We start from the raw sequence: 19,485 nt of genomic DNA, 5'->3' as shown, positions 1-19,485 counted from the left end.
TACACAAGCGCGAACGCCGCGGCCGGATCGGCCGCGGCGTTCGAAGCGTGAGATCTCAGGCGACCTGAGGGAGCACGGCGAAGGAGACGGAGCCTTCGTCGTCCACGCCCGCATCCAGCACCTTGTCGTCCAGGGCGGAGGCGGCGGCCTCATCGAGGAAGAGGCGGGTACCGGACAGCTCGACGACCTGATCGGCGGGCTCCGGATCGGCGGTCACGGCGACGGCGAGACGGGCTGCGCCCGTGTCGTCCTGCGCCTCGGCGGTGTGGATGCGCAGCCCGGCGGCCGGCGCGTCGTTCTGCCGACTCACGAGGGTCGACACGATGGCGGTGGCGTTGTCGGTGAGGGTGAGCATGAGCTCTCCTTTCCGGTTGGGGCATGACGCGGTCGCGACATGTCCGGGCTACGATTCCCCATGATCCGGATTGCCTCGACCCCCTTGCATGTTCGGGGGTGGTGCCCTTAGCCTCGCAGCCGCTTCCGGAGGAACACCTGCGCGGTCCCGTCGCCCTGCGGCACCCGCTCGCGCTCCTCATACCCGCAGGACTGGTACAGCCGGATGTTCGCTTCGCTCAGGCTGCCCGTGAAGAGCTCGGCCTCGCGAGCATCGCTGGACTTCTCCGCGGCGTCGAGGAGTTTGCGCCCGATGCCCTCACCCTGCATGTCCGGCGCGATCGCGATCCGTCCGATCAGGAGGAGGTCATCGGACTCGACGAACCGGATGGCCCCGACCAGGCGACCGTTGACCCGGGCGCCGAGACCACGCTCGGAGGTGAGCTCGGCTTCCATCTCAGCGACGGTCTGGGTCAGCGGCGGCATGTCGACACTGCCGTAGATCGCCGCCTCCGACACGAAGGCCGCCCGCTGGATCGTCAGCACCTCACCGGCATCCGCCGCGGTGAGAGGTGCGATGACCACCTCGGGACGATCCTCCTGCGCTGCTGTTCCCACTGCTCCGCCTCTCTCGATGGCCCTGTCGCCTCCCTCACGTTCGGGGGTGAGCCCGGTGGGTGTCAACCCCCTCGAATCGGCCGCCAGGCGGGGTTAGCGTGACGGCAGGAGGTCACACCATGGCAGACACGAAGTCCAAGAAGACCAGCAGCTCCAGCAGCAAGGACGGGACGGCGAAGGCCGGCGTCAAGACCACGCGCCAGCAGAACGCGGAGAAGGGGTTCACCGCATCCCCGACCCTCGCGGCGAACCTGCAGGCCGTGCTCGTCGATCTGCTCGAGCTCTCGCTGCAGGGCAAGCAGGCGCACTGGAACGTCGTCGGACGGAACTTCCGCGACACGCACCGTCAGCTCGACGAGATCATCGAGGACGCGCGGACGTTCAGCGACACCATCGCGGAGCGCATGCGCGCCCTGCACGCGGTCCCCGACGGCCGCAGCGCCACGATCGCGAAGACGACCACGCTGCCGGAGTTCCCGACCGGCGAGGTGTCCACGACGGAGACCATCGACCTCGTCACCGCGCGCCTCGAGGCCGCGGTGGGGACGATGCGCGACGTGCACGACGCCGTCGACGAAGAGGACCCTACCTCCGCCGATCTGCTGCACGCCGTCATCGAGCGACTCGAGCAGTTCGCGTGGATGGTGAGCGCGGAGAACCGCAGCCCCGCCGGCCGCTGACCGGCCCGCTGTCCGGCCGCCGCCCCCGTCGCCCTCAGGCCGACGGGGGCGGCGGTTCGTCGTCTGCCCCGACGCGCGACCGCGCCCGCCGCAGCAGGCCGGGCAGCGCCATCCACAGTCCGACGACGAGCAGGAGAGAGGCGACGAGCGCGACGACCCCGGCCGCCCGGCTCACCGTGAAGTCGACGATGAGCGTCGTGACGCCGATCGTCAGGGCACCGATCACGACCAGGTCGATCTTCACGAGGCGGGCCGCCGTCCGGACGAGCTCGGGCTTCAGCCGGCTGCCGAACAGGGCGCGGTGGATGCCCACAGGGGCGAGGGCGAGGATCGTGGCGATCGCCGCCAGCGCCACGAGCACCACGTAGAGGTCGCGCTGGAACTCGTCCATGTCGGTGAATCGCGGCTGGAAGGCCACCGCCAGAAGGAAGCCGGTGAGGATCTGCGTGCCGGTCTGCATGACCCGCAACTCCTGCAGCAGCTCCTCCCAGTTGCGGTCCGCGCGCTCGTTCGGGGTCTCGTCGCGGCCATCGTCGCGGTCGTCGCGCTCGTCGGCGCCGCCGCGTGGTTCTGCTGTCATGGCGATAGTCTCGTGGGCACGCTCCACCGCTGTCCAGATCGCCGCGATGGCGTCCGGACGCGCCGCTGGGAAAGGATGAGAGATGACCCTGCCTCCGATCGACGAATGGTGGCCCGAGCTGTCCGACGATGCGCGTCGCGCGGTGGTCGGCAGCGGGTCACGGCATCTCGACGAGGATGTCCGAGAGGAGATCCGGGAGATCACCGGAGCCGTGGTGGGGATGATCGAGTCTCTGTCGGACGACGACCTGGCATACGCCCGCGCGCACGCGCCCGAAGAGGCGTGAGGGCGCTCAGTCTTCGGGCTGCTCAGCCGTCTCCTCGCGCAGCCGCGGCTCCGTACGGCGCTCGGGGCGTACGCCGTGCTTGTCCGCGTAGAACGCGCGGATCCGGTCCATGTCGGCGGCCACGTCGCCTGTGAGGTCGATCGTCGGCCCGAGGCCCGTGGTCATGGTGTGGCGATCGACGAAGCCGAGGGTGACCGGCATGCCGGTCGCGCGGGCGATCCGGTAGAAACCGCTCTTCCAGTACTCGTTCCCGCCGCGCGTCCCGTCCGGGGTGACGACGAGGCCGAAGACCGTTCCCGCGTGCACCTGGTCCACGACCTCGCCGACGATGCGCGCGGGATCCGCGCGATCCACGGCGATGCCCCCGAGGCCCCGCATGATCGGCCCTCGCCAGCCGCGGAAGAGACTCTTCTTGCCCAGCCAGTGCACGTCGATGCCGAGGCGCCACGCGATGGCGAGCATGAGCACGAAGTCCCAGTTCGAGGTGTGCGGGGCGCCGATCAGGACGGTCGGTCGCGTGGGCGCGGCGTCGGCGATGAGGGTCCACCGGCTGACGGCCCAGTACACGCGGGCGAGGAATCGTCGGAGCATCCGTCCAGATTAAGGGGAACGGCCTATCGATCGCCTGGCGACGGGGCCGCGGGGATCCGCGTGAGCGCCGCGGTGAGCGCAGGGTCCAGCCCGGGGACGTCCTCGACGGGAACGGCCAGCGCGAGCAGAGCCCTGCTGAAGTAGTTGCGCGCCGCTGCGGCCAGAGTGATGTCCACGATCTGCCGGTCGGTGAACCCCAGCTCGCGCAACTCTTGAGTGTCCGCGTCGGTCATCGCCGCGGGAGCGGTCGACAGGCGCGTCGCGAAGCGGATCACGGCCTGCTCCTGCTCCGTGAAACCGCGGTCGTCCCCCGCGGCGAACGCGGCGAGTCCGGCCTCATCGACGACGCCGGCGCGCAGGGAACGGCGGCCGTGGGCCAGCAGACAGTGCGCGGAACCGACGGCCCGCGCCGCGCCGAGGGTCGCGGCCTCATAGACCCGGACGCCGATCGACGGGACGATCGCGCGGACGAGCGCTTCGAAGGCGGCGTGGGCCTCGGGGTTCACCGCCATGGCGCGGGTGTGTGCGAACACGATGCCGTCGTCGGCGAGGTCGCTCTCGTACATCGCGGCGACATGTCCGGTCGCGGTGGCCCGTTCGGGAGGGTGGATGATCATGGCGCCTCCTCGGCTGCCGGGGGCGCGCGGCGAGGGCGTGCACCCCCTCGCCGGGAACGATACGCCGCTGTCGGCTCGCAGAGAAGAGCATGCGGCGCCCGGTGCTCCCGGCGGGCGTACGATCGAGGGATGACCGAATCGAAGCAGGAGAACACCGGGCAGGACGCGCCGCTCGGGCTGCAGCCGCTGCCGGGTGCGATCGAGCTGCTCGACGGCGCTGCCGCCGGCTACTGCAGCAACGGCGTCTGCCACATCCCCGCCCCCAAGGAGCGGTGAGCAGCAGACGCCGTCGGAGTGGCTGCGCGGTCAGTGACCGCCGTGCGCCGCGTCGCCGATGTCGTCGGCGGGCTTGCGCACCAGCGGGCTGAGCGCGACCGCTGCGAGCGAGATGATCGCCGCGATGAGGAAGGCCGTCCGCGCGCCGGGGGCACCGGCCACCGCCCGCGACAGGCCCTCATCCTCGCCGGCGTGCAGGATCGCCGAGTACGTGACCGTGAGCAGCGCGACACCGGCCGCGCCACCGACCTGCTGCAGGGTGTTGAGCACCGCGGAGCCGTGGGAGTACAGCGAGCGGTGCAGCGACCCCAGCGACGAGGAGAAGAGCGGCGTGAACGACATCGCGAGGCCGACCGACATGGCGGCCTGCACGATGATCAGCAGCCACCACACGGTGTGCTCACCGACCGTCGAGTAGAAGAACAGCGACGCCGAGACGAGGATCGTGCCGGGGATGAGCAGCGGACGGGTCCCCTTGGCGTCGTACACGCGACCCATCACCGGTCCGAGGAGACCCATCAGCACCGAACCGGGGAGCAGGATGAGCCCGGACTCCAGTGCGCTGAGCCCGGCCACGTTCTGCAGGTACTGCGGCAGCAGCGTCAGGGTGCCGAACATCGACAGCGCCAGGATCGACATGATGATGACGGCCAGCGAGAAGTTCGCCGAGCGGAACACGCGCAGGTCGAGCAGCGCGTCGTCCACGCGCTGCAGCACGAGCTGACGCCAGACGAAGAGGGCGAGGGAGACGGCGCCGACGACCAGAGCGATGACGCCGGTCGTACCGCCCGAGCCGCCTTCGCCGCCGAACTGGCTCAGGCCGAAGACGATGCCGCCGAAACCGAGCGCCGCGAGCGGGATGGACAGCACGTCGAGCGGAGCCTTGCGGGTCTCGCCGAGGTTGGTCATCCACTTCGCCCCCATGCCGAGCGAGATCAGGGCGATGGGCAGCACGATCGCGAACAGCGCGCGCCAGTTGAACGCGTCGAGCACAGCCCCGGCGAGCGTCGGGCCGATGGCGGGGGCGAGCGAGATGACGAGGCCGACGCGGCCCATCATGCGACCGCGCGACTGCGCGGGCACGACGTTCATGATCGTGGTCATGAGCAGCGGCATCATGATGCCGGTACCCGCGGCCTGGATCACGCGACCCACGAGCAGCACGGAGAAGCCGGGGGCGACCAGCGCCACGAGCGTGCCGAGCGAGAACGCCGTCATCGCGGCGATGAAGACCTGCCGCGTCGTGAAGCGCTGCAGGATGAAGCCGGTGGTCGGGATGACCACCGCCATCGTCAGCATGAAGGCACGCGCGTTACTAGAAATCTTACCGATGTCTGCGGATTTCGCTAGCGGAGCGGGCGATACGCCCCGCGCCGCTCGGGGTGGATTTCCCAGGCGCGGCAGATCGATCCGCAACTAGCAATGTACGGGAGGAACGTGCGCGCAACCTTCAGACCTCGTATGGGCGATTATCGCTCCGGGAGGACCGTTCGAATGGTCAGGCCGCGATCCGTGCCCGCAAGCGCTGAGCGCGATTGTTCAGGCCGTCTCGGAGCGCTCGCCGATGCGTAAGACGAAGGTGGGCGGAGACTCAATCGCCAACTCGACACCACCGTTTGGTCACAGCGATTTGCCGCGTCCGAAGGCTTCTCGACGTTGCTTGCCTGAAGGGGCGCGAGGGATCGACATACTCACGCGGGCGCATGCAACCGTGGCATCGCGTTCGACGCGAGTTGGTCGAACGAGGATTCTGGCAGCGCGGCCGGATCCTCATGAACTCGTTCCGCGCGTTACAGGAGGGTGCGGATCTCCTAGGTAATGACTTCGTTGTCGTTCGACCTACGGTTCCGAGTCACCTAACCGGCAAGCCCGGATCATGATCCATGCTCGGGATGTGGGCGCGCGCCCGGGGTGCATTCACCGTCGGACACGCGCCCATCGGCAATCAGTGCACGCGGTTGCAACGAGGGTCGTGGCCGGCGCACAGCGCGTCGTGCATCAGAGCGAGCGCGGTCTCCCGAACCCGCTGGATGGTTGCCCGCGAGGGCGTCCACCGTGCGCCGTTCGCGTCGGGGTTGTCGAGTGCGGCCCGCTTCAGTTCCTTAGCGATGACCGCGTCGGCGGCGCTGTCGTCGCCGTTGAGACCGAATGCTCGATTGATGATGAGAAGGGGGCCGGTCTTCCCGTCGCTGCCGGCGGTCAACGCGGCGAGTGCGCGCGCCACGTCGAGGACGCAGTCGATGTCGTCATAGGGGTCGAGCGCGATGCTCGAGTGCGCGGTGTCTTCGTCGATGCTGGAGTGTCCGCCCAGCGCGCTGTGCAGGGCGCGCATCGACGCTTCCGCGAGGACGCCGCGTGCCTGCGCGATGGCGGAATCGAGGTTGCCGCCCGCCTCAGTCATCGCGGTGCGATACTCGCGGCGTCGCTGGGCCGGGATGGTCATGGCGCCCTGCATGTTCGTTTCGTCTGCGGCACGGAGGATGGAACGCTCGAGCGTCTGGATGAGTCGCACCCCCGCCTTGTTCGTGAACACCGCCTCCGTGAAGCCGGCGAGGACGTTGGAGCGGACTTCGTCGATGTCGACCGAGCCGCCCATGCGGCGGTACTCAGAGGCAGCCCGTCCGCGCAGAGCGGGGATGTACTGCCACAGCAGCTGCTCGAAGTGCGGGCGGCGGCGCTGATTGACCTCCCGACGCGCCTCTGCGATGAGGTGGGCTTCCTGCTCGGCGGTCAGCTGCTCCCGCGTCTCGTTGTCGGGCGTGATGAAGATGCCGTTGAAGTTCATGAGGGTCTTTCGGAAGTCACGCGAAATGATTTGCGTGGTTCGGATGTGGTTCGGTCAAGGTGTTCAGTTGTGGGGTTAGCGCTTGCCGCGGTTACCCTGCGGCAAGCTCCGAAGCGGCCCGGCGCGCCTGCGGGAACGTGCCTCAGCACGCCCGCTCAGGTGACCCGAATCGGTTGCTTCCGTAGTCCCCCTATGCGGTCCGCCTCGAAATGAGCGCACTGCCTGTCGGTTGCTGGTTGCAGGTCGGGTTCGCGAGCAGGCGAACACGCTGGTCAAGCCGAAAATCGCGCCAACTGGCGAGAGTGTTCGGGTCGGGTCGGAACGAAGGGGTGGTCGACGCAATATCGCTTGAGGGCTACATGACGCTGGGAGGCAGCTGCTGTGCCGCGTCAAAGGCCCGCCCGAACTCGACAGCGGAAACGACGAAGCCGTCATGCGGATCGTTGATCTGCATGACGGCTTCGCTATCTGAGGCTCGGGATCGAGGCGGTCGGCGAGCTCTTCATGCCGCTCGGGGTTCACCGCTGCGCGCGACGAGCGTCTACGCGGTTGCGCCGTAACCGTGGCCCCAGGACGGGCCGTAGACCTCTGCATCAGCGAGGATGGGCACACCCATGAAGTCCGTCTCCATCACTTCCTTCATCCGGAGTACCGTCTTCTCGGCCTCGGCGACCGGAGCCTGTCCCACGACCTCATCGTGTACCGGCAGCAACAGGTTGTTGCCGTAGCCGGAGTCGTAGAGGCGGATCAAGGAGTCCGCGAGAATGTCACGCGCAACGGACTGAACGGCGTAGTTGGTCGCGGTGAACGCGCGTGATCCATCTAGGGGCAGAAGTCGACCGTGAACGTTCACGACCTCGAAACGCTCGCGCCGACGCGCATCGGCGATGAGTCGCTTCCCGTATTGCTTGATGCCGGGGAACAGCTCGTCGTACTTGCGCATCGCCGGCTCCACCTGCGCCTCGGGGATACCGGTTTGGAGGGACACTGTAGAAGCGCTCGCGCCGTACACTTTCCCGAGACCGATCTGCTTGCTCAGATCCCGTTGTCGCGACGTGAAGTTCCGCCCGAAGACGAGGCTCGCCGTGAAGTTGTGGAGGTCTTGTCCGCCTAGGATCGCGTCGAGCATCCTTTGGTCTCCGCACAGTGCGGCAAGCACTCGCATCTCGATCTGCTTGAAGTCGAGCGAGATGATGACCTGGCCAGGATCCGCGATGATGCACCTCCGCACTGACCAGCCCTTGGAGGGCAGCTGCTGGAGTGCTGGGCGGGAGAGCGACATGCGTCCCGTGCGCGCGGCAAGCGTCGTGATGGACGGATGGATACGACCCTCGACATCGGTCTGGAAGAGGAAGGGGCGAGTGTACGACTCCTTCCACCCCTGCGCTCGTCGCGCGTGAATGACCGCCTCTGCGAGCGAGTTCGGATTCCTTCTTCCTCTCCGCTCACCGTCTTCGGTGAGGTCGGCGAGAGGCAGAAGGACGGTCTTGTCGACCTTGAACACTCCGCTCTTGGTGCGCTCAGTCAAGTGCTCACCCATGGCGAGAAGTGCCGAAGCGACCTGCGAAGGGTTCTGGACGCTGGTCACGCCGTATCGAGCTGCTTGAAGGGTCCAGCGAGTTGCGTCGTTACCGAGAACGTCGTTCAGCGACTTTGTGTACTCGCGGTCGACGCGGACACCTCGCCGCGCCATCGTCGACGTGAGTGCCTGGAGCCGATGCTCCTTTGTGGCCAAGGCTGTCAGGTCGAGCTCATGGATCATCGGGGCGATCCTTCTGAACAGGCTGAGGATCAGGTGTGCGCGTACGCCCAGTAGTTCGGGATCGGCCACGTTCTCGGTGCTCGGCGCTTCCGGCGCGAGGTACTGTCGTACTGCTTCTGTGAGAGAGTGCCCGGAACCGCCGTCCTTGCGGGGTCGCGGGTCCAAGAGGTGCGTGAGCACCCGCGTGTCGAAGGTCGCTCCGGCGAGTTGCTCGATGGTGACTCCGAGGTGTCGGTCGAGCGCCTCCATGGTGTGGGCCGCGTCGTGCATCACGAGCCGGTGGCCACCGCCCAGAGAGTCCCTGATGACTTGGCGCCACAGGTCAACCCGCAGGACCCAGGCGCCTGTGTCGGCGGCCAACGCCACGTGGGTCAGTCTCGCGTTCGGCTGGTAGATGTCCACAGGCGGGATCGTGACGGCGATGATGTTCGTTGAGGCGAATGCCTCGCGCATCGCTGCGAGGTCAGCCGAGAACTCTGGGGAATCGATGATGATCTGCATGATGGACGTGCCTCAGACGGGGATGGGGTCGGGCGTGGGCGCCTCGGCGAGCCAGTCGTCGAGAGAAGGGACGTCGCGGACCGACGCGGTCACCGCGGTCACCGCGGTCTCTGGCGAGGGCAACGCGACGGAGTTCGCCTTGTCCTCCTCTGCTGCCTTCGCACGATCCGCGTCGTTGGCGGGACGGATCCCGTCGAAGGCTTGACCCTTGTTGGTCTTGCGCTGAACGAGGCCGCGTTCTGTGAGCGCTCCATAGAACGCGCGCCGCGTCCACACCTCCTTGAGGGGAAGTCCTTCGGCCTTGGTCCACGCGGTGTACGACTCGTAGAGCGTTGCCCCATCGCAGCGCGAGCTCGCGTCGGCGACGAAATTGCCGGGGAAGAACCCTGCGAGAGCGTCGCTCGTGGCCTTGTAGGTCTTCGTCGCGTCTTTGATCCACTGTGGGTCACGAAGTCCTTCGCGATGCCAGCGCACGGCACCCTGAACCAACCAGGTGGCGATTCCCTGTGCCTCGCTACGCAGCGTGGCCCCGAGGTTCGGATCGGCGGTCCCGGCCTCGGTGAAGGAGTGGTTCCAGTGGATCATCTTGACGCGCCGCCAGAGACCACCGTCCTGTCCCTTGAAGGCTGGCTTGTTGTTCGAGGCCAGCAGCAGCAGGAAGTTCGGCTTGAACGTGAAGTTTTCCTTGTGGAGGAACCGCGCGGTAACGCGGTCACCGCCAGTCACGCTCTTGAGCTTGGCCTCGTCCATCGCCTTGCCCGCGTTGCCCTCGGATGCGAGAGCGAACCGGGCGCCCTTGAGAGCCGCGGTGTCGTTCGAGATCCCTCCGGCGGGCTTCTCCTCGAACACCGAGAATGCGGTCGTGACGGTGAAGTCGTCGCAGACGTCTGCAATCGCTTCGTGCATCGTGCTCTTGCCGTTGCCGCCCTTGACGCCGTAGTTGACGATGAAGCACGCCTCGGACGTGTGGCCGGTGATCCCGTAGCCGAGCAGCACCTGGAAGTACTCGACGACGCCCTCTTTCTCCGGGTGGGCCTCTTCGATGAAGCGCACCCATCGGGGCGCCGTGGCTTCAGGGTCGTAGTCGAATCGGAATGACTTGGTGAGCAGTAACGAGGGATCGTGCGGGCCGAGGTCACCGGTGCGCAGATCCACCACCCCGTTGGTAAACGCGGCCAGGTGGTTGTGCTGGTCGAACGCGGTGAAGCTGACGCCGACGCCGGGGAGAGCTTGGAGCTCGCGGACCATCGCGGAGAGGCCTCTCGAGGACTGCACCGCCGCGGCGAATCGAGACCAGCGCGTCGCTCGCTCCTGTTCGTCGCTGTCACGGGCCTTCCCCTCCGCGTTCTGGACCTCTACCGCAGCATGAGCGCGGACGATGTCGGCGACCTGTTGAGCCCAGGTACGGACCTGCTGAACTCCATCAGGACGCCAGACGCCCTTGTCGACGGTCATGAAGCCTGTCTCCGGTGTGTACCGGAGATCAGCGCCGAGCCCTTTGATGTAGGCGAGCAGGTAGCGAGCCGCCCCGAGGTCGGTGAGCGAGTAGAGCTTCTCGTTCCAGGAGCGACGGGAGACTTCGACCAAAGCGAGCGGCTTCTTCTCGGCGATGGCATGCATGAGGAGTGGTCGGAAGGCTTCGCCCTCCTGCGCGCGCCAGTCGGAGAGGTCGAGGCCCTCGGGCACGTCAAGAACTCGCACGGAGACTTCGCGCTCGACGAGGAGCTTGGCGAGGTTGGAGTTGAAGTTGCTGCCGGCGGTGTCGCCATCTCCGCAGATCACCACAGGCCGACCGTCTACCCACGAGGCGATCTCGTCGGCGTTGCTAGCGTTCACTCCCGCGGCACCGGCGATGGCAATGGCGTCGTACCCGATGGCGGCGGCAGTCAGCCCGTCGCCGGGGCCCTCGACGATGAGGACCTCGTTCCAGTCCGTGGAGCCCGGGAGCCACGCCATCCGGCTCCATGCCGATCCCCTCGGGTTCTTCGGTCCGAGCCACTTCACGGCGTGCGTTCCGTCTATATCTCGTCCTTGGTAGCCGCGGGGGACGCCCTGCGGCGTCAGGAACGGGACGACGAGTCGACGGACGCCGCCCTGGGTCACCGAGCCAAGCTGCAGTCGTTCGGCATCTGCGCTCGTGATCCCGAACCGACGCTGGGCATAGTTGCGGCCGTCGTCGTCGAGGTTGGCCGACCACGTGTCCAACTGCGTCGCGAGGGCAGCGATCTCCGCGACCCCCGCGGGGGTCTTCGACGTTGAGGAGCGGAGCGGCGGCGCGTCAGAGATGTCGATGGTCGCGATGTCGCGGAGCGTCATATCGAGTGCCTTGAGCACGGTCTTGTTGGAGCATCCGACCCGGCAGTGAATGAGGACCTTGCCGTGCTCGGTGATGGTGATCCGCAGATGCGGGTTCTCGGGACGGTCCTCGTGCGCTGGACAGACAGCAAGGATGCCGTCGCTCGTGCGGCCAGTCACGTTCAGGCGGGAGATGAGTTCGGAGTAGAGCATGAGGGTCGGTTCTTGTCTGGGTCAGTCGTTGAGAAGAAGGTGTGCGGTCGCGTGCGAGAGGGTGGCGCGTCCGGTCGGGGTCTTTGAGATGCGAAGCGTCGCCGGAACATCGCGACCAGCGGCTTCGAGCCGTTGAGGGATGTCCGCTCGGCGGAGGCGTTCAGCGAGGTCCCATGAAGTGGACCGGAACAGGAGCGTCCCCAGGTCCGGTGCTGCGGCGAGCTGGCAGTACAGGCTGGTGACAGGCCGTTCTCCGGTGTCGCGCGCCCGCCGCCGTCGCTGCAGCAGGCTGAGTTCGCGGTCCGGGTCGGGAACTCGGGAGCTGTCCGGGAGGATGAGCTCGTCTCCGGTGCTCGTGTAGTCGGGGTCCGTGTTCTTGCGGAAGAACCGGGTCTGGAACGACATGGAGGAGGTGATGATGACGTTCAGCTCGGACGCGGCGGTCAGGACCTCGAGTGTGTCCTGCGACGGCCCCGGCCAAGGGCGTGGAGCCGTTCCGCCGAGAACCCGGTGCAGCGAGTTGGCGACCGTCGAGTCGTCGGTGGTGACACGCCAGGAGTCCAGTGACTCGGGGACTCCCTGCAGCTGGTGGGCGAATCGGAGGCGACCTACGACGGGAGTGCGGGGGGAGGGGTTGACCATGAAGATTCCTGACGTGCTGAGATGCGGACGCCAGGTACCTCGCCGGGTTGCTTCAGCACTGCTCAGAAAACTTCTGCGGGCACGAGAAAGCCCCCGTGCTGACGAGCACGGGGGCTTTTGGGAATGTCTAGAAGTAGATCTCTTCGGTGTTCTCCGGACCTGACGCGGAGATCCGGCTCAGCGCATCTCCCAGCCGGCTTAGCGCCGACTCGACATCGGCGTCGCGTGTGTCGTAGTGGATACGACCTAAGGCAACGGTGACGGTCTCGAGGAGCTTGACGATCTCCTTCGGATCATCGAGTGGCGGCAACCTCCGTGAAGAGCGAAGGTCAGCTTGCAGCCGCTCACTTCGACGGCGTAGTCGGGTCCGAGTCGCGGCATCGACAGGTGCGACCCCGTGAATCTGAAGCACTTCCGGTGAGAGGCGAGCGCGCATCTCGGTGGAGACATGATGGCGGAGAGCGGAAAGGAATCCCGACTGGCGTTGACGGGGAAGGCCAGTTGCAGCGAGCGCACTTGCCAACCAAGCCCGGTAGCCGGGGCTGCGGCCGAGGATGTCCTTCGTTCCGTCGGCGAGTTCGAAATGCTGACGCGCTTGGAACACTGCCGCACCCGCCGCTTTCATCGGGCCGGTCTTCTCGTGAGGCGGTCCATTCAGATAGGCACGCACGGCATCAGAGAGCGCGATGCGACCAACTTCAAGTGGATCCATGAAGTCATCTTCTCACGCGTACCGACTTGCGTGGCGCGTGCGTTGATCTTCGCAGTGTCAATGAGCGAACGTACCTTCATGCTTCATGCCCAGTGCAAGTGAATGTCCTTATCAGTTGCCGTCGAACCGTGACGGTGTAGCGACTGCGTTCTATCATCGTCGTATGGCGATGATAGAACGCGACTTGCTTAAGTTGGACGCGGAGGCGACTTACGCGTACGCACACCTTTTCCAGGCGTTCGCTGACCCCACGCGACTGGCTATCGTTCAGCATCTCTCGTCCGGAGAGCATCGAGTGCGCGACCTCGTTGAGCACATGGGGTTCGCGCAGTCGACCGTGAGCAAGCACCTTGGATTCCTCATTGAATGTCGCCTTGCTGTCGCTCGACCAGACGGCCCCGCGACGTGGTACGGCCTCGCGCATCCTGAGGCTCTGCGGGTCGTGATGGTTGCCGCGGAAGCGCTGCTAGGCGCCACCGGAAAGGACTTGGTGCTGTGTGAGCACTTACGAAGCGACAGAGAAAGGGCAGTGTAATGGGTGCGGGACATGACCACGGGCCAACCATGACCGAAGAAGGCATGCCAGGAGACTTCCGCCGCCGTCTCTGGATCGCTTTCGCCATCACCGTCGCCATCGTGGCGGCGCAGGCGGTTGGCTCCGTCATCACCGGCAGCCTCGCTCTGCTCACGGACACCGCGCACGTCATCACCGACGCGTCAGGACTTCTCGTCGCGCTCATCGCGGCAACGTTGATGCTGCGCCCGCCGAGCTCGAAGCGCACCTGGGGCTTTCGACGGATTGAAGTGATAGCAGCACTCGCCCAAGCGGCGCTGCTCCTGGCGGTCGGAACCTACGCGGCAATCGAAGGTATCCGTCGCCTGTTCGAGCCGCCAGAAGTACCAGCGGGGGAGTTGCTCGTCTTCGGCATCATCGGGCTCACCGCCAACATCGTTGCAATCGCGGTGCTCGCATCGAGTCGTGGCGCGAACTTCAACATGAGGGCCGCTTTCCTCGAAGTTCTCAACGATGCTCTTGGTTCACTCGGTGTCATCGTCGCGGCCATCGTCATCGCGACGACAGGGTTTCAGCAGGCAGATGCTCTCGCAGGAATACTCATCGCCGCTCTCATCGTCCCCCGCGCGTTCATATTGATGCGTGAGACCGGCAGTGTTCTCATGGAGTTCACTCCCAAAGGCCTGGACCTCGAGGACGTGCGGGCACACATTCTCAAGCTCGAGCATGTAGTCGATGTGCATGACGTTCACGCATCCACCGTGGCCACTGGGTTGCCCACGCTGAGCGCGCACGTCATAGTTCGCGACGAGTGCTTCCAGGACGGACACGCCATGACGGTGTTGGGTGACATTCGGGAATGTGTGGCTGAACACTTCGAAGTTTCGGTCGCGCACTCGACCTTTCAACTCGAGACCGAGACGGTCGCCGACCACGAGTCAACGTCTGTCCGGCATGCATAGGTGGACGCGGCTTACCGCGCTGCCTCAAGGTGATGCTGCTCCGATACGCGCCGAACGCTCGCTCTGACACTCGCTGAAGCACAACTTCAGTGGTGATGCGTCCAAACCCCGAACTTCCGTAACGAAGTCCGTCGACGCGGAAACCGAAGTCGTCACCGCGAGAATCCGATCCCGCGGCGTCGGGCGGCACGGACGCCATTGAGGATGACGACCACTTCGGCGACCTCGTGGACAAGGACGACACCAGCGAGGCCGAGAACGCCGAACAAGGCGAGGGGGAACAGAACGACGATGATGGCCAGGGCGAGTGCGATGTTGATGGTCATGATGCGCCGTCCGCGGCGGGCGTGGGCGAGGGCTGCGGGGATGAGGCGAAGGTCGTTACCGGTGAAGGCGATGTCGGCGGATTCGATGGCCGCAGCTGAGCCTTTCACACCCATCGCGATCCCGACGGTCGCGGTGGCAAGGGCGGGGGCGTCGTTGACCATGGCCGTCGGACTCTCCGTGACGAGGGCCGTGATGGCGGCGGCCTTGTCGGCGGGGAGTTGCTCGGCGCGTACGTCGCTGATGCCGGCGCGGGCGGCGAGGGCATAGGCGGTTCGCTGGTTGTCGCCGGTGAGCATGACGGTGCGTATGCCCTGCGCGTTCAGCATGGAGATGGTCTCGGCGGATTCGGGGCGCAGTTCGTCCCGCACGCCGATGAGGCCCGAGACCTGACCGTCGGTCTCGACGACGACGACGGTCATACCGTCTCCGGCCATCTCGTCGGCGGACTTGGTGAGCTCACCCAGTTCCGAGAGCCAGCGTGCGTTCCCGACCCGCACGCGGGTGGAGCCGACGAGGCCGGTGAGGCCGTGGCCGGCATCTTCGACGACATCTGTCGCTGCGGGGATGTCGGACGCGGCGCGAATGATGGCGGCGGCAAGCGGGTGAGTGTTCGTGGTCTCGAGGGCGGCGGCGAGGGAGATGATCTCCTCGCGGGAGCGACCGTGAGCAGGCACGACGGCGACGATCTCCGGCTCGTTGCGCGTGAGGGTGCCGGTCTTGTCGAGCGCGACGGTGCGGATGGTGCCGAACTGTTCGAAGGCCTCGCCGGACTTGATGACCACACCGAACTTCGAGGCCGAACCGATGGCGCTGATGACCGTCACCGGAACGGCGATGGCCAAAGCGCACGGGGACGCGGCGACGAGCACGACGAGCGCCCTCTCGATCCACAGGCCGGGATCCCCGACGATGAACCCGAACACGGCCACGAGGGCTGCGATGATGAGCACGGCCGGCACGAGTGGGCGGGCGATCCGGTCCGCCAGGCGGGCCCGCTCGCCCTTGCGGGCGTGCGCCTGCTCGACCAGCTCGACGATCTGGGTGAGGGAATTGTCGCGGCCGTCGGCGGTTGCTTCGATCCGCAACGTCGCAGCCCCGTTCACCGATCCCGCGGGGACGGCGTGTCCCGGTCCGACCTCCACCGGGATCGACTCGCCCGTCACGGCAGACGTGTCGATGCCGGAGCGGCCCTCGACCACCACGCCATCCGTCGCGATCCGTTCTCCCGCACCGACGACGAGGATGTCGAGCTCGCGGACCTCCGCGGCGGGGATCGTCACGTCACCGTTCAGGCGCGAGACACGCACGGTCTCCGGGATCAGCGACAGCAGCGCGCGTAGTCCCTCCTTCGCCCGATCCATAGCCCGATCCTCGAGAGCTTCGGCAAGCGAGAACAGGAACGCCAGCGCTGCAGCTTCGCCCACGTGGCCGAGAGCTACGGCGCCGATGGCGGCGATGGTCATCAGAAGGCCGACGCCGAGTCGGCCCCGCACCAGGCGGCGGATCGCCCCGGGGACGAACGTGTACGCACCCGCGAGGAGTGCGACCGTCTGGAGGACAAGCGCCGGAACCGGCAGTCCGGACCACTCGAAGACATAACCTGCCAGCAGCATCACGCCGGCAACCGCGGACGGCAGGAGCGCGGTGTCGCGCCAGAGCGGTGGCCGTTCTTCGTGCTCAGCGTCCCCGCGCGAATGATCCGCGTCGCGGGGGGAAGCCGGTCCGCAGCAGGCGTCGTCCTCCAGGAGCGGCGTTCGCCTCGATGATGAATCGGACGTGATGGGGTCGGGTCCGCAGCAGGCGTCTGCGGCGGCAGAGGGCTGGCGTAGCTCGAGCCGACGGACAGTTCTCGTCTGGCGTGGCTCGACCGGGCCGCAGCATTCCTCGCTCATCGGATCTCCTCCATCGACCTGTCGGTAGGCGAGCAGCATAGAGGCACGTCACAGTTCTCGTCCGTGCACGCCTCTCCGTCGTCGACCGCGAGGACCGTGTTCACCAGCAGAGTGATGGCTCGAGTCACATGCGGATCCGCGATCTCGTACCGCGTCTGACGTCCCTCCGGTGTCGCGACCACGATGCCGCACCCTCGAAGACACGCGAGATGGTTCGACACGTTGGTGCGAGACAGATCCAGTGCCTCGGACAAGCGCGCCGGGTATCCCGGCCCGGAAAGCAGTTCCAGCAGAATCCGAGAACGAGTGGGGTCAGCCATGGCGCGCCCCAATCGGTTCATCACGTCGAGACGAGAAGCAATGGTCAGCATGCAATGACTATACAGTGCTTGCTGACTTATCCTTCAACAGAGCGGTGCGCTCGAGCTCTGGATGCGGGTGTGGAGTTTCGCCGGGCGACCGCAACGTAGACTGGAGAGGATGATGCGGCGCACGAACACCGGACGCTCAGCGCACGTCCCCCGCGGGCCGCTTGCGATGAGGGTGCTCTTCGGGATCATTATTGCTCTGCTTCTCACGCTCGGTATCGCGAGCACTGTCCACGCTGAGACTGCGACGTCAGCCACAGCGTCACCGGAAAGCTTCTCGTTGTCGAGTGAGCACGACGAACGAGACCAGTCCGCGGTGTCCTCTGCTGGATCATCTGATGTCGCCGCCGCTGTGTGCATAGTCGGCGCGCTTCTCGGCGTGCTGGTATTCGCCCGACTCTCCCGCGCGCGACTCCGCATCCCGATGCAAGCCCCTTCACGAGACTCCGCGCACCGCGCATCGATTCCGCGCATTCAGGGACCACATCTGCTGCGCCCTGACCTCGCGCGGCTGCAGATCTCCCGAACCTGACTCTCCGGCTCAGTGCCGCCTTCATCCGTGCCATCGCGCGGATGCGGATCGACGCACGTCGTCGACAGCTTGGAGAGATGACTTGGAGAACACGCCCCTCACCCCGACCCCCGCCGAGGTCTCAGTCAATCGGCGCGCCGTTTCGCGGAACCTAATCCTCGGAGCCGGCGCACTCATCGGCCTGCTCGCGACATTTTCGGGATGCGCGTCCACTGTCGCATTGAAACCTGCGACGAATGCGAACGCCCCCGAATGCGCTGACGTGACGGTTCGGCTTCCCGCAGCCGTCGGAGAGTTCACCGGTCGCACGACCGATGCCCAAGCGACCGCCGCATGGGGAGACCCGACCATCGTCGTCTTTACCTGCGGGCTCGAGCCGCCAGCACCGACGACGCTGCAATGCGTGACCATCAACTCCGTCGATTGGATCGTCGACGAACAAGATTCCCCCTACCTGCGCTTGACGACCTACGGCCGAACGCCCGCAGCCCAGGCCTACGTCGATACGACGAAGCTCTCCGCGGATGCCGCGTTGCAAGCCCTCGCACCCGCGGTCCAGATGCTGCCGAAAACGTCCGCCTGCTCCGCGCCGGACACCGCGTCATCCGACGACGAGGACGCGCCGACCACGGGCGGCTCCGGAGACCTCCCGTGAACGCCAGGGGGCTCCGACTGGTCGGACCCGCACTCCTGCTCACCTCGGCGCTGGTCGCGCTCCTTCTGGGATTGGTGATAGGTGGCGGGGCTGATCCACGGGTCACCAGCGACCCCGGCGCGGTCGTCCGGTGGGGACTGCCGGTCGCGAAGCTCATCGTCAACCTCGGGGCGGCGGTCATGGTGGGATCGGCCGTCCTTGCTGCGTACGCTCTCACACAGGGCGAGAAGGAGTTCGATACCGCCCTGGATGTCGCCTCCATCGGTGCCGCAGTGCTCACCATCGGCGCAGGAGTCACTGGTTATCTCACCTTCCTGTCATCGTTCAATCCTGAGGTGTCACTCGGCCCGGGATTCGGTCAGCAGTTCGGCAGATTCCTCCTCGAGACGGAGCTGGGTCGCGTCTGGCTCATCACAACAGTGATGGCCGCGATACTCACGGTGATCTCGTATGCGTTCCGGGGATGGGCGGCCGCGCTGTTGCTGACGTTCCTTTCGCTGGCGTCGCTGGTCCCGATGGCCACGCAAGGTCATTCCGGAAGCCTCGCCAATCATGATGCTGCGGTCATGTCGCTCGTGCTGCACATCACCAGCGCGGCGGTATGGCTCGGCGGTCTTCTCGCGCTGGTGTTCCTCAGGCCGTCTGCGCGCGAGCACCGTCTGCGGGCAATCGTCGAGCGATACTCGACCATCGCACTCGTCGCTTTCGTGGTCGTCTCCGTGTCCGGAGTCGCCCGCGCGATGACGTCTGTCAGCGGCTGGCGAGAACTTCTCAGCGCGTACGGAGCTGTGCTCTTGGTGAAGGTGGTGGCGCTCACGCTCCTCGGCGTCGTGGGTGTCGCGCACCGTCGGTGGTACATCCGCCGTGGGGTCGGAGAGCGGGCACCGTTCTGGACGTTCGTCACCGTCGAGTTCGCGGTCATGGGCATCGCGAGTGGTGCCGCAGCGGCGCTCGCCCGCACGCCAGCGCCGGCAGACACCTCAGCTCCGGCGCTGACGACACCGGCTGAGATCCTCACCGAAGCACCGCTTCCACCCGAACTCACACTCGTCGGTTGGCTGAGCGGGAACGACGTGAATCTCTTGTGGGCGGTGGTCGCAGGTTTCGGAGTCTTCTTCTATCTGATGGGTGTCCGTCGCCTGCGGCAACGCGGCGAGGGGTGGAGCGGCCTGCGCACGTTCGCCTGGATCAGCGGGATGGTGCTGCTGGCTTGGGTGAACGGTGGGGCGGTCGCTGTCTACTCCGACTACCTCCACAGCGTCGACGCGGCGGGACGGATGCTCATGCTCCTCGTGGTTCCCTCCCTCCTCGTGTTTGGCGCGCCATATCGCCTGGCATTGGAGG

Annotated in this window: 19 protein-coding genes and 1 pseudogene; 7 read left to right on the top strand and 13 right to left on the bottom strand. The window is 66.4% G+C overall.

Going from position 1 to position 19,485, the window contains the following annotated elements; translation table 11 throughout:
- Nucleotides 1-55: 55 nt before the first annotated feature.
- The gene (locus tag CYL12_RS07095) at nucleotides 56-355 is read right to left on the bottom strand and encodes a hypothetical protein (protein ID WP_060921362.1); all 300 of its coding nucleotides are present in this window, start codon (nucleotides 353-355) and stop codon (nucleotides 56-58) included.
- A 107-nt stretch (nucleotides 356-462) separates the two neighbouring features.
- Complete coding sequence (locus CYL12_RS07090) at nucleotides 463-918, bottom strand: GNAT family N-acetyltransferase (RefSeq protein ID WP_101846759.1); 456 nt, start codon at nucleotides 916-918, stop codon at nucleotides 463-465.
- 152 nt (nucleotides 919-1,070) lie between these two features.
- Here CYL12_RS07090 and CYL12_RS07085 point away from each other — a divergent pair, with 152 nt between their 5' ends.
- Complete coding sequence (locus CYL12_RS07085; RefSeq protein ID WP_101846757.1) at nucleotides 1,071-1,631, top strand: Dps family protein; 561 nt, start codon at nucleotides 1,071-1,073, stop codon at nucleotides 1,629-1,631.
- Nucleotides 1,632-1,665: 34 nt separating this feature from the next.
- Here the strand turns inward: CYL12_RS07085 and CYL12_RS07080 are convergent, their stop codons facing one another.
- On the bottom strand, nucleotides 1,666-2,211 hold the full coding sequence (locus CYL12_RS07080; protein WP_101846755.1) for a DUF6328 family protein: 546 nt from the start codon (nucleotides 2,209-2,211) through the stop codon (nucleotides 1,666-1,668).
- A gap of 82 nt (nucleotides 2,212-2,293) precedes the next feature.
- Between CYL12_RS07080 and CYL12_RS07075 the strand changes: the two genes are divergently transcribed.
- Entirely contained in the window at nucleotides 2,294-2,497 is a 204-nt protein-coding gene (locus tag CYL12_RS07075) for a hypothetical protein (protein ID WP_101846753.1), read from the top strand.
- 6 nt (nucleotides 2,498-2,503) lie between these two features.
- On the opposite strand, the gene CYL12_RS07070 is transcribed toward CYL12_RS07075, so the two are convergent.
- Complete coding sequence (locus CYL12_RS07070; RefSeq protein ID WP_101846751.1) at nucleotides 2,504-3,088, bottom strand: 1-acyl-sn-glycerol-3-phosphate acyltransferase; 585 nt, start codon at nucleotides 3,086-3,088, stop codon at nucleotides 2,504-2,506.
- A gap of 23 nt (nucleotides 3,089-3,111) precedes the next feature.
- On the bottom strand, nucleotides 3,112-3,705 hold the full coding sequence (locus CYL12_RS07065) for a carboxymuconolactone decarboxylase family protein (protein ID WP_101846749.1): 594 nt from the start codon (nucleotides 3,703-3,705) through the stop codon (nucleotides 3,112-3,114).
- A 129-nt stretch (nucleotides 3,706-3,834) separates the two neighbouring features.
- Here CYL12_RS07065 and CYL12_RS17300 point away from each other — a divergent pair, with 129 nt between their 5' ends.
- On the top strand, nucleotides 3,835-3,981 hold the full coding sequence (locus tag CYL12_RS17300) for a hypothetical protein (protein ID WP_199399198.1): 147 nt from the start codon (nucleotides 3,835-3,837) through the stop codon (nucleotides 3,979-3,981).
- A gap of 30 nt (nucleotides 3,982-4,011) precedes the next feature.
- Here CYL12_RS17300 and CYL12_RS07060 read toward each other — a convergent pair.
- The 6 genes and pseudogenes from CYL12_RS07060 to CYL12_RS17145 form a co-directional block, all read right to left on the bottom strand.
- A pseudogene (locus CYL12_RS07060) lies at nucleotides 4,012-5,316 on the bottom strand (DHA2 family efflux MFS transporter permease subunit); the annotation flags it as partial.
- A 610-nt stretch (nucleotides 5,317-5,926) separates the two neighbouring features.
- Nucleotides 5,927-6,766, bottom strand: a complete 840-nt coding sequence (locus CYL12_RS07055; RefSeq protein ID WP_101846745.1) for a hypothetical protein — start codon at nucleotides 6,764-6,766, stop codon at nucleotides 5,927-5,929.
- 541 nt (nucleotides 6,767-7,307) lie between these two features.
- Nucleotides 7,308-9,029 carry a DNA polymerase gene (locus tag CYL12_RS07050; protein ID WP_101846743.1) on the bottom strand — a complete coding sequence of 574 codons (1,722 nt, stop codon included), beginning with the start codon at nucleotides 9,027-9,029 and terminating at the stop codon, nucleotides 7,308-7,310.
- A gap of 12 nt (nucleotides 9,030-9,041) precedes the next feature.
- The gene (locus tag CYL12_RS07045) at nucleotides 9,042-11,537 is read right to left on the bottom strand and encodes a phage/plasmid primase, P4 family (RefSeq protein WP_101846741.1); all 2,496 of its coding nucleotides are present in this window, start codon (nucleotides 11,535-11,537) and stop codon (nucleotides 9,042-9,044) included.
- A 21-nt stretch (nucleotides 11,538-11,558) separates the two neighbouring features.
- Complete coding sequence (locus CYL12_RS07040) at nucleotides 11,559-12,179, bottom strand: recombination directionality factor (protein ID WP_101846739.1); 621 nt, start codon at nucleotides 12,177-12,179, stop codon at nucleotides 11,559-11,561.
- A 127-nt stretch (nucleotides 12,180-12,306) separates the two neighbouring features.
- Nucleotides 12,307-12,891, bottom strand: coding sequence for a hypothetical protein (locus tag CYL12_RS17145; protein WP_149084821.1), 585 nt, complete (start codon nucleotides 12,889-12,891; stop codon nucleotides 12,307-12,309).
- 85 nt (nucleotides 12,892-12,976) lie between these two features.
- On the opposite strand from CYL12_RS17145, the gene CYL12_RS07025 reads away from it, so the two are divergent.
- Nucleotides 12,977-13,426 (top strand): ArsR/SmtB family transcription factor, encoded by a 450-nt coding sequence (locus CYL12_RS07025; RefSeq protein ID WP_308208540.1) that lies wholly within the window; start codon nucleotides 12,977-12,979, stop codon nucleotides 13,424-13,426.
- Nucleotides 13,426-14,367, top strand: coding sequence for a cation diffusion facilitator family transporter (locus tag CYL12_RS07020; RefSeq protein ID WP_101846731.1), 942 nt, complete (start codon nucleotides 13,426-13,428; stop codon nucleotides 14,365-14,367). The genes CYL12_RS07025 and CYL12_RS07020 overlap by 1 nt, the downstream gene beginning before the upstream one ends.
- A 152-nt stretch (nucleotides 14,368-14,519) precedes the next feature.
- On the opposite strand, the gene CYL12_RS07015 is transcribed toward CYL12_RS07020, so the two are convergent.
- Nucleotides 14,520-16,307 (bottom strand): heavy metal translocating P-type ATPase, encoded by a 1,788-nt coding sequence (locus tag CYL12_RS07015; RefSeq protein ID WP_101846730.1) that lies wholly within the window; start codon nucleotides 16,305-16,307, stop codon nucleotides 14,520-14,522.
- A gap of 275 nt (nucleotides 16,308-16,582) precedes the next feature.
- Nucleotides 16,583-16,957 carry a Cd(II)/Pb(II)-sensing metalloregulatory transcriptional regulator CmtR gene (locus tag CYL12_RS07010; protein ID WP_101846729.1) on the bottom strand — a complete coding sequence of 125 codons (375 nt, stop codon included), beginning with the start codon at nucleotides 16,955-16,957 and terminating at the stop codon, nucleotides 16,583-16,585.
- Nucleotides 16,958-17,568: 611 nt separating this feature from the next.
- On the opposite strand from CYL12_RS07010, the gene CYL12_RS07005 reads away from it, so the two are divergent.
- Together CYL12_RS07005 and CYL12_RS07000 are read left to right on the top strand one after the other, a co-directional pair.
- Complete coding sequence (locus CYL12_RS07005; protein ID WP_200838705.1) at nucleotides 17,569-18,141, top strand: DUF3515 family protein; 573 nt, start codon at nucleotides 17,569-17,571, stop codon at nucleotides 18,139-18,141.
- Nucleotides 18,138-19,485, top strand: a 1,348-nt coding sequence (locus CYL12_RS07000) for a cytochrome c oxidase assembly protein (RefSeq protein WP_199399197.1), incomplete at its 3' end; no start/stop codon positions are given. The genes CYL12_RS07005 and CYL12_RS07000, both read left to right, overlap by 4 nt.

The organism is Zhihengliuella sp. ISTPL4 (assembly GCF_002848265.1).
Lineage (GTDB): Bacteria > Actinomycetota > Actinomycetes > Actinomycetales > Microbacteriaceae > Microbacterium.
This window is presented reverse-complemented; position numbering and strand designations above follow the sequence as displayed.